The 12,222-nt window shown below is 51.8% G+C and carries 10 protein-coding genes; 8 read left to right on the top strand and 2 right to left on the bottom strand.

Features of this window, described 5'->3' with window-relative positions; translation table 11 throughout:
- Positions 1-15: 15 nt before the first annotated feature.
- Together K365_RS0120545 and asnS are read right to left on the bottom strand one after the other, a co-directional pair.
- The gene (locus K365_RS0120545; RefSeq protein WP_024336107.1) at positions 16-1,617 is read right to left on the bottom strand and encodes an imidazole glycerol phosphate synthase HisHF; all 1,602 of its coding nucleotides are present in this window, start codon (positions 1,615-1,617) and stop codon (positions 16-18) included.
- 16 nt (positions 1,618-1,633) lie between these two features.
- Entirely contained in the window at positions 1,634-3,013 is a 1,380-nt protein-coding gene (gene asnS, locus K365_RS0120550) for an asparagine--tRNA ligase (RefSeq protein ID WP_024336108.1), read from the bottom strand.
- A gap of 87 nt (positions 3,014-3,100) precedes the next feature.
- On the opposite strand from asnS, the gene K365_RS0120555 reads away from it, so the two are divergent.
- The 8 genes from K365_RS0120555 to mnmE all read left to right on the top strand — a co-directional run bounded on the left by K365_RS0120555 (position 3,101) and on the right by mnmE (position 12,213).
- Positions 3,101-5,611, top strand: a complete 2,511-nt coding sequence (locus K365_RS0120555) for a TIGR03960 family B12-binding radical SAM protein (protein ID WP_024336109.1) — start codon at positions 3,101-3,103, stop codon at positions 5,609-5,611.
- Between the two features lie 3 nt (positions 5,612-5,614).
- Positions 5,615-7,174 carry an Rne/Rng family ribonuclease gene (locus K365_RS0120560; RefSeq protein WP_006968548.1) on the top strand — a complete coding sequence of 520 codons (1,560 nt, stop codon included), beginning with the start codon at positions 5,615-5,617 and terminating at the stop codon, positions 7,172-7,174.
- Positions 7,175-7,282: 108 nt separating this feature from the next.
- Complete coding sequence (gene rpmH, locus K365_RS0120565) at positions 7,283-7,417, top strand: 50S ribosomal protein L34 (RefSeq protein WP_006968549.1); 135 nt, start codon at positions 7,283-7,285, stop codon at positions 7,415-7,417.
- Between the two features lie 12 nt (positions 7,418-7,429).
- The gene (gene rnpA / locus K365_RS0120570; RefSeq protein WP_006968550.1) at positions 7,430-7,780 is read left to right on the top strand and encodes a ribonuclease P protein component; all 351 of its coding nucleotides are present in this window, start codon (positions 7,430-7,432) and stop codon (positions 7,778-7,780) included.
- A complete protein-coding gene (gene yidD, locus K365_RS27540) occupies positions 7,781-7,993 on the top strand; it encodes a membrane protein insertion efficiency factor YidD (protein ID WP_006968551.1) in 213 nt (70 codons plus the stop codon).
- 76 nt (positions 7,994-8,069) lie between these two features.
- Complete coding sequence (yidC, locus tag K365_RS0120575; protein WP_006968552.1) at positions 8,070-9,752, top strand: membrane protein insertase YidC; 1,683 nt, start codon at positions 8,070-8,072, stop codon at positions 9,750-9,752.
- A 13-nt stretch (positions 9,753-9,765) separates the two neighbouring features.
- A complete protein-coding gene (gene jag, locus K365_RS0120580) occupies positions 9,766-10,806 on the top strand; it encodes an RNA-binding cell elongation regulator Jag/EloR (protein ID WP_024336110.1) in 1,041 nt (346 codons plus the stop codon).
- Positions 10,807-10,812: 6 nt separating this feature from the next.
- On the top strand, positions 10,813-12,213 hold the full coding sequence (mnmE, locus tag K365_RS0120585; protein ID WP_024336111.1) for a tRNA uridine-5-carboxymethylaminomethyl(34) synthesis GTPase MnmE: 1,401 nt from the start codon (positions 10,813-10,815) through the stop codon (positions 12,211-12,213).
- The last annotated feature ends 9 nt before the right edge of the window (positions 12,214-12,222 follow it).

Here is a 12,222-nt window from a genome sequence, read left to right on the forward strand (position 1 = left end):
TGGGTTTCAAGGTCTTTAGGACCGGCGCACCGGAATCCCATGCCCTGCCAGATGATCTTTGACTTGAGGGATGGGCACTTCTTTTCTATGAAAAATCCCGGCGGCCAGAGCCGCATCCGCCCTGGTTTCTGTGAACACTTCAGAAAAATGCGCCGGGCTGCCGGCCCCGGAGGAAGCGATCACCGGAATGGTCACGGCCTGTTTCACAGCCCGGATCAATTCCAGGTCAAACCCTGATTTTGTGCCGTCCCGGTCGATGCAGTTGAGCAGAATCTCGCCGGCCCCCAGGGCTTCACAGGCTTTTGCCAGGGTCACGGCATCCAGGTCCACAGCCGTTCGTCCCCCCTGGACCGTGCACTGGTACCAGCAGAACCGTTCCCCGTCAGGACCGGGGATGCCGGTTTCAATCACATGATGTCCGGCCGCTTCTTGCCGTGCTGCCACATACACCCGCCTGGGGTCGATGGAGATCACCACGGCCTGGGCCCCATACACCCGGGAAATCTGCTCAATCGCACTTTTCCCGGTTTTTTTGCCGGTATCCACAAAGGCTTTGGCAATGTGCACGGCATCACTGCCGATGGAAATCTTGTCGGCCCCGGATCTGAAATACCGGTCCGCCACTTCCAGGGCCGTGTAATGCCGACCCTCGGCATCCGTATAATCCTTGATCCCGCCGCCAATGGTCAACGGCACAAACACGTTTTTCGAGGTCTGTTCCAGTACCGTGATCATGGGCAGATCCGCCAGGGGAAAATCCCGGAATCCGGTAATGTTCAAAAACGTGATCTCATCCGCCCCTTCCTCATAATACCGCCTTGCCAGATCCACGGGCTTGCCTAAATTCCGGACATTTCCCTTGTCCGCAGCTCCGGGTTTTTCCCTGACATCATACTGATCCCCTTTGGTCACCACCAGATCCCCCTGGTCATTGGACCGCACATCTAAGCACGCAATGATCCTTTTGGCCAGACCTTTGCCCAAAATATCCACCCGGCCTTTCGGCGTGAAATCCGGCAGCTTAATGAAATTTTCCAGCAGCTGCATACCGTGTTTTCCGCTTTTTTCCGGATGAAACTGGGTCCCCATGATATTGCCCTGCTGGATGGCACTGGCAAATTCATAATCATAGGTGGTGGTGGTCAAAACTACGGACGGGTCATGGGGCACCAGGTGAAAGGAATGCACAAAATAGAACCGGGCATCCGGACCGATCCTGTCCAACAGTGGGGAATCCTGTTTAAGATGGATCCCGTTCCACCCCATGTGGGGCACGGACAGTCTGGTTTTAAACCGTTCCACCCGGCCTGAGAAAAACCCGATGGATTCATTGTTGGAAAGATCTTCTTCACTGCCTTGAAACAATGCCTGCATACCTAAACAGATGCCGAAAAAAGGTCGGTTGGAGGCCAGGTATTCCCGCAGCGGTGCCATTAAGCCCTTGCGGTTGAGCACCTGAATCATGTTTTCATAATTGCCGACTCCGGGAAAAATGATCTTTTCCGCGGATAAAATATCTTCAGGGGACGTCACCGTGGTCAGGGTACCCCCCAGTTTTTCCACGGCATTTCTCACGCTGCGCACATTGCCGGCCCCGTAATCCAGTAAGGTTATCATTGTTTGTTCTGCCTATCTAAAAGTCAATGCTGCCCGGGGTTCTGGGGAAAGGTACCACATCCCGGATATTTTTAATGCCTGTGATCATCATCAGAAACCGCTCGAACCCTAAGCCGAACCCGGCGTGGGGCACGGATCCATACCGTCTGGAATCCAGGTACCACCAATAGGGTTCCTTGTCCATCCCCATCTCTTCCATGCGGGATTCCAGGACATCCAGGCGTTCTTCTCTCTGGCTGCCGCCGATGAGCTCCCCGATGCCCGGGACCAGCAGATCCACGGCCGCCACCGTGGTGTTGTCATCGTTGATCCGCATATAAAACGGCTTGATGGTTTTGGGATAGTCGTACAGAAATACCGGTTTTTTCACATATTCTTCCGCCAGAAACCGCTCATGCTCGGACTGAAGATCAATACCGAATTTAACGGGATATTCAAATTTTTTACTCGATTTTTCAAGAATCCTGATGGCCTCGGTGTAGGACATGCGCTCAAAGGTCTTGCTGGTAAGGATTTCCAGCTGTTTGGGCAGGCCCTTGTCCACAAATTTAAAAAACAGGCCCAGATCCTGATCGCAGGCATCCAGGGCATGGGTCACCAGATATTTCACCAGTTCCTCCCCATGATCCATGTTGCCGGACAGGTCGCAGAACGCCATTTCCGGTTCCAGCATCCAGAACTCGGCCACATGCCGGCTGGTATTGGAATTTTCCGCCCGGAACGTGGGCCCGAACGTATACACATCCCCCAGGGCCTGAGCAAACATTTCCGCAGACAACTGTCCGGACACGGTCAGATTGGATTCCTGGCCGAAAAAGTCCTTTGAAAAATCCAGTTTCCCCTGTTTTGCCACCTGTGCCGGATCCAGGCTGGTGACCCGGAACATCTCACCGGCCCCTTCACAGTCCGATCCCGTGATCACGGGCGAGGTCAGGCAATAAAACCCTTTTTCCCGGTAAAACCGGTGAATTGCCTGGACCATTTCAGACCGGATCCGAAACGCCGCCCCGTATTTGTTGGTTCTGGGCCGCAGATGGGCAATGGTGCGCAAAAATTCATCTGTGTGCCGCTTTTTCTGCAATGGATAGGTTTCCGGCGCCAGGCTGATGATCTCAACCCCGGCCGCCTGGATTTCCCATTTCTGCCCCTTGCCCGGAGACGGCACCAGCGCCCCTGTCACGGCCACGGCCGATCCCGTGGTGATCCCCTGAATATCGGTATAATTGCTCAATTGACTGTCTGCCACCACCTGAATATTTTCAAGACAGGACCCGTCATTGATTTCCATAAAGGAAAACCCCTTGGCATCCCGGCGGGTTCTCACCCATCCTTTGATCAGTACCTGCCCCGGAGAGGTGTCATATTCTGTCAACCGGTTGATTTTTATTCTTTTCATTGCCTTATCCTGGAAAAAATAATATATTAAAAAATTTGAATAATTTATCTTAAACAAAGAAAGCCGATTGGTTTTAATTCCAGTATCATGCATAAACAAAATTATCAAGACATCCTTGGCTTAGTCCAGACACCGACCCGATATGCCGGCAATGAGATCAACGCGATCAAAAAAGACCATCGTCAGGTGGATCTGACGTTTGCCCTGGTGTTTCCGGATCTGTATGAAATTGGCACCTCCCATTTCGGACTTCAGATTCTGTACTCCATTTTAAACCGGGAACCCGACATTGCCGCAGAACGGTTCTTTGCCCCGGCACCGGACATGGAAGCCCTGATGCGTCAGAAAAATATTCCCTGCCTGTCCATGGAATCCCGAACCCCGTTGACTGAATTCGATATCATCGGTGTCAGCCTGCTGTACGAGCTCAATTTCACCAACATCCTGACCCTGTTTTCTTTATCCGAAATCCCGTTTGCGGCCCAAGAAAGAGAGGACGCGTTTCCGCTGATCATCGGCGGCGGGCCCTGTGCGTTTAATCCGGAACCCCTGGCTGATTTTTTCGATGCGTTTGTGATCGGAGACGGGGAAGAGGCAGTCCTGGAAATCTCCAGGACCGTGATCCGGTTCAAAAAACAGGGAGACGGCAAAAAAACCACCCTGCTCAAAGAACTGTCTGCCGTTTCCGGGGTGTATGTGCCGCAGTTTTTCAATGCCTTTTTTGATGAAAACTGCTGCCAGGCGGTTTCCGCGGTTTATGACGATTACACTGTTGTCAAACGGGCGTTTCTGCCGGAACTGACCATGGATAATTTTCCCGCCGCGCCCATTGTTCCCTTTGGCAAACCCGTGCATGACCGGCTGCGCCTGGAGATTGCCCGGGGCTGTACCCGGGGGTGCCGGTTCTGTCAGGCCGGTATGATTTACCGCCCGGTCCGGGAGCGGTCTTTAAATGATCTGGTTGAAATCACCCACGCGTCTTTGGCCGCCACGGGATATTCCGATATCTCGCTGTTGTCTTTGAGTACAGGGGATTATTCCTCTCTGGCTGAACTCATGGCCCGGCTGATGGCCATCAGCCACAACCAGTGCAATGCCATCTCTTTGCCCTCCATCCGGGCGGAACGACTCACCCCGGAACTGATGAATCTGATCAAAACCGTGCGCAAAACCGGATTCACCATTGCCCCGGAAGCCGGTACCCAGAGGCTCAGAGATATTATCAACAAAAATCTCACCGAAGAAAACATCACCGAAACAGTAAAAAACGCATTTGAACTGGGATGGAAACATATCAAGCTGTATTTCATGATGGGCCTGCCTTTTGAAGAACCCGCCGACATCCAGGGTATCTGTGATCTGTCCCGGCACCTGGCCGCCACCTGTGCCAAGGGGAAACAGGCGATCAATGTCAATGTCACCCCTTTTATTCCCAAACCCCACACCCCGTTCCAGCGGCACCCCCAGCTCACGCTGGAAGCCACCCGGGAACGGCTGGGATATCTGAAAAAAAACATGTCCCACCCCAAAACCAATCTCAAATGGCAGGATCCTTTAATGAGCCTGGTGGAAGGGGTGTTTTCCCGGGGAGACCGGCAGTTGTCCGGCCTGCTGACGGCCGCGTTTGAAAACGGATGCCGCCTGGACGGGTGGAACGATTATTTTGATTTTGACAAATGGCAGAAAGCCTTTGATCAGACCGGGATCGATCCGGATTTTTACACCTCCCGGCCCCGGACACTGACAGAACCCCTGCCCTGGGATCACATTGATACAGGCATATCAAAACGGTTCCTGGAAAAAGAATGGAAAAACGCGGTCAACCAGGCCACCACACCGGACTGCCGGGATCACGACTGCACGGGATGCGGGGTGTGTGATTTCAAGCAGATCCGGCCGATCCTCCATCAAACCCCAGACAGCCCGTCCGTTTCCAACATAGAGACAGCAGCCCCGTCCGCTTTGCCGGACAGCGCGTTTGTCCGGTACCGGATCCGGTTTTCAAAACTGGAACAAGCCCGGTTTTTCGGGCACCTGGAACTGGCGACCATTGTTCAGCGGGCCGTAAAAAGAGCCGGGCTGACCGTTAAATATTCCAAGGGATTCAACCCGGCCATGCGACTGGCGTTTGACAATGCACTGCCCGTGGGCATGGAAAGTGAAGAAGAATTTTTTACCATTTTTCTGGACCGGACCCTGTCTGCCATGGCCATTCAAAAAAAATTGAACCAGCAGCTGCCGGCCGGTCTCACGGTCATCGACTGTCACCTTGCCGGCAAAAAACAGCCGGATCCGCCCGGTATCTGTGTCTACCAGGTACAACTGCCGGCCAAAGCCCTGGAAAAAAGCGCTGTGGACGAATTTCTGGCACAAGACACATTCATGGTTGAAGATCTCACCAAAAAAGGCAAAATCCGAAAAACCGATTTGCGGCAGGCCGTGGCAGACATCGCCTGGCAGGGATCTGATATCCTTGAAATGACCCTGCGGCCCTTTGACGGGAGACATTTGCGGCCGACCGCTGTTTTGAAACAATGCCTTGGTTTGTCAGACCCGGCCATCGGTGGCACACGGATCAAAAAACTCAGACAAGGATAATGCATGCTTAAAGAACTGGTCGTAAACTGTGCCCCCCATGAAACCCGGGTGGCGCTGCTGGAAAACGGCACCATTGTGGAAGTGTTTATTGAAAGAGAAGATGAGACCAGCATTGCCGGAAATATCTATAAAGGCCGGGTGCAGCGGGTGTTGCCCGGTATGCAGGCCGCGTTTGTGGATATCGGCTTTGAACAGGCCGCCTTTATTTATGTGGATGATGTGCTGGACACGGAAAGCCACAAAATGTTCACCAAATTCGAGCAGGACCAGGATCTGGAGACGGACACGGACACAGAGGATGAAGACGGGCTGTCCATGGACAAGCAGACCTGGAAACCCGCCCCCAGTTCCGACAATATCATCGAAGACCTGCTTTTCGAAGGCCAGGAAATCCTGGTTCAGGTGTCCAAGTCCGCCATCGGTTCCAAAGGCCCCCGGGTCACGACCCATATCTCTCTGGCCGGCCGGTATATGGTACTCATGCCCACGGTGGATCATATCGGTATTTCCAAACGCATTGAAACCGAGGCGGAAAGAACCCGGTTGCGGGAGCTTCTGCTCTCCATCCGGGAAAACAGTTTCGGCTATATCTTACGAACCCAGTCGCTGGGTGTGACCGCAGATACCATCAAAAAGGAAATGGAATTTCTCACCAAAACCTGGGAGGAAATTCAGAACAAAAACCAAATCACCTCGGCCCCTTCCCTGGTTTACAAAGACCTGACCGTTACGTTCAGGGCGGTTCGGGATCTTCTGGCCAACGAGGCGGACAAGCTGATCATTGACTCTCCTGTGGAGTATGAACGGGTCCATCAGTTTCTCAGAAAGCTGCTGCCGGATGTGAACCTGAGCGTGGTGCTTTACCAGGGCCGGGAACCGATTTTTGAAGCTTACAACATCGAAGGGGACGTGGCCCGGGCCTTAAAAAAAAAGGTGTGGCTCAAATCCGGCGGATATATTGTCATCGAGCAGACCGAAGCCCTGGTGGCCATTGATGTCAACACGGGACGGTATGTCGGCAAACACAACTTTGATGAAACCATTTTAAAAACCAATCTGGAAGCGGTCAAAGAGATTGCCTATCAGACCCGGCTGCGCAACATCGGCGGGATCATCATCATTGATTTTATTGACATGAAAAAAGAATCCCATAAAGAAAAAGTGATGACCCTGCTCAACGAGGCCATGAAAAAAGACAAAAGCCAGACCAATATCCTGCCTTTGACCGAACTGGGACTGGTTCAGATGACCCGCAAAAGAACCCGGCGCAACCTGACCCGGACCCTGTGCGAGCCCTGTTTCTACTGCAACGGCACGGGGCATCTGCTGTCAAAAAAATCGATCTGCCACAAAATTTACCGGGATCTGGTGTCCGAAGCCGGGGATATCATGGGCAACCGGTTCACGGTCAAGGTCCATCCGGACATTGCCCAGCTGCTCCACGGCCGGGAAAAACATTTGATCGCTGCCCTGGAAACCCAGTTCTCCAAACCCATTGCCATTTATCCGGAACCCCACTATCACCTGGAGGAATATCATATTTTTGAATCTCTGGTGAAATAATGATTCCATAGTTGACTTTTAGACCTAAAAAAAATATTATATTGTGTTTATTATGATTAGTTGAAAAACCCCAGGTGATAATCAAATTCAGTTAAGGATGTAAATTTTATGAAACGTACATTTCAGCCAAGTAACCGGAAAAGAACCAGAAAGCATGGATTTCTCAAAAGAATGTCCACCCCGGGCGGCAAACGGGTGATCCGGGCCAGACGGGCCAAAGGCAGAAAAAGACTGGCATTGTAAAAACGTGACGGATTGAAGGATTTTTCGTTACCCAAAGAGTTTCGGCTCAGAAAACGGGCCGAATATGTGACGCTTTCGAAACAAGGGAAACCGATATACTCGGATTATTTTTTAGCCATTGTCTGTGACCGGTCGAATCAGCACAACCGAATCGGCATTACCGTATCAAAAAAAGTGGGGAATGCAGTAGCGCGCAACAGGATCAAACGACTTATCAGAGAATATTTCAGACACAGGAAACATTCGATCCCGGGAACCAGGGACATAAATATCATTGCAAGAAAGGGTCTGACTTCGCTATCCAACAGGCAGATAATTGAGAACCTTGATAAACTTTTTACAAAAATAGCACTGGCAAAATAAATGATCAAACAGCTATTGTTAATATTGATTAAATTTTATCAATTTTTTATATCACCGCTGACAGGACCAAACTGCCGATTTTATCCGACCTGTTCGGCCTATGCGGTTGAGGCGGTTCAGAAATACGGCTCCCGCAAGGGCGGCTGGCTGGCGGTAAAACGGATATTGCGTTGTCATCCATTTCATGCAGGGGGATTTGATCCGGTTCCATAATTGATCCATGCGCCCGACTGCTTCCTCTTCCTTGTAGACATTTGTTTGAAAAATAATTTCAAACTGAGGAGAGAAAATGGATGAACAAAAACGATTGTTGTTAGCGGTGTTACTGTCTGTGGTGGTCCTTGTGGGCTATCAGTTCTTTTTTGTCACCCCGCCTGACACCAATCTTCCCCAGACGACCCGGGAATCCCGGGAATCCGTCCCGTCAACGGACCCGTCATCCGATGACTCCCGTTCCACCGTGACCGACTATACCCCCGTGGAACGGAAATCTTCGGCTTTTTCCGACCGGACTGAGCCGATGGATTTCAGAAACATCACCGTGTCCACCCCTTTGTATGACATGGTCATATCCGAACATCTGGCCGCAGTCACCAGTCAGCTGCTTAAACATTATAAAGCCAGTAATGGATCCTCTTCCGACCAGAAACAGATGGTGGATCCCCGGCTGCCCCACGGAACTCTGATCACCGGCACCCGGAGCGGCATCATCGAAGGGCTTGAAAATGCGGTTTTCACCGCTGACACGGATATGTCGGCCCTGAACCTGACCCATGGAAGCCAGACCCTGACATTTTCATGGACCAGTCCCAGGGGCATCCGTGTTCAAAAAATCTACACATTTCAAGCGGATTCCTATCTGATCGACTGTGACGTCGTGATTCAGAACGGGTCGGACATGCCCGTGACCGATCTTCTGGAGATCACCACCCCGGGCATTTTTGACGACGACACCAAAAAACGGTCCCGGTTCGCTTTTGAAGGCCCGGTGGCCTATATCAACGATGAATATCTGACCATCAAACCCAAGAAAATCGAAGAACAGGACACATTCAACGGCGATATCCACTGGACCGGATATACGGACCGGTATTTTCTGACCGCGGTCCTGCCCCGGGCCGAAGGGGACAGTCACCTCAAGCTGTTTTATGACAATGATCTGGCCCAGAGCCGGCTGGCCTGGCAGATGGACCGGATTGATCCGGGCCAGCAGGGGGAATTTCCGTTCACCTATTATTTAGGGCCTAAAAGCTACAAAGTGCTGAGTCAATATGACAACACACTGAAAAAAGCGATTAATTTCGGATTTTTCGATATTCTTGCCAAACCGCTGCTCATCACCATGAATTTTATTCATGACATCATCCCAAACTACGGGGTGGCCATCATCCTGTTGACCGTGCTGATCAAGCTCATTTTCTGGCCGTTGGGCACCAAAAGCTACAAATCCATGAATGAGATGAAAAAAGTCCAGCCCCTGATGATGAAAATCCGGGAAAAATACAAAAATGACAAACAGCGGATGAACCAGGAAGTCATGGCGCTGTATAAGACATACAAAGTCAATCCCGCCTCGGGATGCCTGCCCCTGCTGGTTCAGATGCCGATTTTCTTTGCGTTGTACCGGATGCTTTACCAGGCCATTGAACTGCGTCACGCCCCGTTTGTGGGATGGATTCAGGACCTGTCCGGGCCGGACCGGCTGTTTCATTTTGATTTTGCCATTCCGCTGATGGAAGCGCCTTATGGTATTCCCGTCCTGACATTGATCATGGGAGCTTCCTTTCTGCTCCAGCAGAAAATGACACCCACGGCAGGCGATCCCATGCAGGCAAAAATGATGATGCTCATGCCTGTTTTCATGACCGTACTGTTTATCAATTTTCCATCCGGACTGGTCCTGTACATGCTGGTGAACAACATCATCTCCATGGGTCAACAGTATTACACCCAAAAGAAATTTTCCAAATAGCAGGAGGTCATTCATGAAAAAAACTCAGGAATTCAGCGGAAAAGACGTCGATACCGCCGTCAAAACCGCCTGCGACACCCTTTCCATTTCCAAAAAAGAGCTTAAATATGATGTCATTTCCACGGGTGCATCCGGCATATTCGGAATTGTGGGGCGAAAAGATGCCGTGATCAAAGTGGTTCTCCCCCAGAACAAAGCGGACTCATCAGAAAAAGAACTGGAAGGTATCCGCTCCATGGTGGATGAAGCCTTTGGGCAGGAAACCCGGGTCAGCCCCCCGCCTTCCAGGGAACAATCAAGTGCTGCCGGCAGTGATTCTCCGGTAAAACGGACACCGCCGCCGGCCCGGAATAAACCGGCACCCCTTCCGAAAAAACAGGCGCAGCCCCGACCGGTTGAACCAAAACCCGAGCGTTCAACCGATCATCCGGCACCCGCTTCAGAAGAACCGGCGGCTCCGGCTTCGGCACCCGCTTCCCAGGCAACTGAACCCGCTTCTCCAGCACCGGAATTGGCACCTGAAAAGGAAACCGCATCGCCGGAACCGCCGCCTGTGGTGGATGTCACCCAGGAATCCATTGATCTGGGCGTGGAAACCCTGCAAAAAATGGCGAATCTGATCACGGACGATGCCACCGTGGAAGCCCACACCCACCGGGATCATCTCACGTTGAAAATAACCGGGGGCAACGCCGGTATTCTGATCGGCAGGAAAGGCCAGACCCTGGATGCCATGCAGTTTCTCACCGACAAGATCATCAACCGGAAAAGCGAGGCCCGGGTCCGGGTCAAAGTGGATGTGGAAGGGTATATTGAAACCCGGAAATCCAACCTGCGGCATCTGGCCATAAAAATGGCGGAAAAAGCCAAAAAAACCGGTAAACCCGCCACCATCAACCAGATGAGTGCCCAGGACCGCAGAATCGTTCATCTGGCGCTCAAAGATGACAACCGGGTCCGCACCCAGAGCATGGGAGACGGATATTACCGGCGGCTGGTAATTTTTCCCAAAAAAAAGAATTCATTTGCCGGCAAAAAAAGATTCAAAAGATAGGCATCCATGAATGACACCATTGCCGCAATCGCAACGCCTTTTGGCAGCGGTGGTATCGGGGTTATCCGGATGTCCGGTCCCGATGCCGTGGCCATTGCGGCCCAGTTTTTTTCCAGAACCCGGACGGGTCCTCCTTTTACCGGAAATCTGAAAACCCATCAGGTCTATCACGGATATTTTCTGGACAGCGGGGAAGTCATTGATGAGGTGCTGCTCATTTTCATGCGCGGGCCGAAGTCCTATACCGCCGAGGATGTGGTGGAAATCCAGGCCCATTCCGGCACCGTGGTTCTTAAAAAGATTCTGGAATGTCTGCTGACCGGCGGGGCCCGCCTGGCAGATCCCGGCGAGTTCACCCGGCGTGCTTTTTTAAATCAGCGCATTGATCTGACCCAGGCGGAAGCCGTGGCAGACATCATCAACGCCCGGTCCACAGCCGCTTTAAAATTTGCTGCGGCCCAGAACACAGGAGTATTGAAACAGCAGATTCAGGAAATGCGAAACCAGCTGATCCAGGTGCTGTCCCAGGTGGAAGTGAGCATTGATTTCCCCGATGATGCGCCCCAGGAAACTGACACATCCCAAAGAACAACCGACATCGATTTTGTCATGGACCGGTGCCGGGAATTCATCCGGCAGCATGAAGAAGCCTGTTTTCTGAAAGAAGGGATTTGTCTGGCCATCTGCGGCAAACCCAATGTGGGAAAATCCAGTCTCATGAACCGGCTGCTGTCCCGGGAAAAATCCATTGTCACGGCCCTTCCCGGAACCACCCGGGACCCCATCCAGGAAGCCATGACCATGAACGGGATCCCTTTTGTGGTCACAGACACGGCCGGCATTCATGACACGGACGACCTGGTGGAAATCATCGGCATTGAACGGGCCAAAGATCATATCCGGGGGGCGGATCTGGTATTGTTTATGGTGGAACCCGGAACGGCCCTGTCTGAAATGGAATTTAAAAAAATGGTGCCCCTGGATAAACGCATGCTTGTGGTGGTGAACAAAATCGATCTGACCCGGGACACGAACGGGCAGGCCAAACCCGGTGGACCCGGACTGCCTGAACTGCCGGAAATCTGCGATCAGATTCCAAAGATTCATATTTCCGCGCTTCACAACCAGGGGATTCAACCACTCAAAGACAAAATCATGCAGCTTTGCATCGGCGATCTGACCATGGACGGTTCAGCCGTGATTCCCAACCTTCGGCACAAAACCGCGTTAACCAAAGCGCTGTCTTTTCTTGAATCCGCAAAACAGGGTCTGTTGACCGGGCAGCCGGAAGAGACCCTGGCCATTGATTTAAAAAACAGCATTGACCTGCTGGGCAGCATTACCGGTGAAACCGCATCAATTGATATACTGGATACGATTTTTAACAATTTCTGTATCGGAAAATAAAGGATTACA

The sequence above is a fragment of the Desulfotignum balticum DSM 7044 genome, from assembly GCF_000421285.1.
Classification (GTDB): domain Bacteria; phylum Desulfobacterota; class Desulfobacteria; order Desulfobacterales; family Desulfobacteraceae; genus Desulfotignum; species Desulfotignum balticum.

Bases quoted from the DNA above. Each gene is read 5' to 3' on its own strand.
- K365_RS0120555 (WP_024336109.1), top strand. From the start codon at position 3,101: ATGCATAAACAAAATTATCAAGACATCCTTGGCTTAGTCCAGACACCG.
- mnmE (WP_024336111.1), top strand. From the start codon at position 10,813: ATGAATGACACCATTGCCGCAATCGCAACGCCTTTTGGCAGCGGTGGT.
- K365_RS0120545 (WP_024336107.1), bottom strand. From the start codon at position 1,617: ATGATAACCTTACTGGATTACGGGGCCGGCAATGTGCGCAGCGTGAGA.
- yidD (WP_006968551.1), top strand. From the start codon at position 7,781: ATGATCAAACAGCTATTGTTAATATTGATTAAATTTTATCAATTTTTT.
- K365_RS0120560 (WP_006968548.1), top strand. From the start codon at position 5,615: ATGCTTAAAGAACTGGTCGTAAACTGTGCCCCCCATGAAACCCGGGTG.
- rpmH (WP_006968549.1), top strand. From the start codon at position 7,283: ATGAAACGTACATTTCAGCCAAGTAACCGGAAAAGAACCAGAAAGCAT.
- jag (WP_024336110.1), top strand. From the start codon at position 9,766: ATGAAAAAAACTCAGGAATTCAGCGGAAAAGACGTCGATACCGCCGTC.
- yidC (WP_006968552.1), top strand. From the start codon at position 8,070: ATGGATGAACAAAAACGATTGTTGTTAGCGGTGTTACTGTCTGTGGTG.
- asnS (WP_024336108.1), bottom strand. From the start codon at position 3,013: ATGAAAAGAATAAAAATCAACCGGTTGACAGAATATGACACCTCTCCG.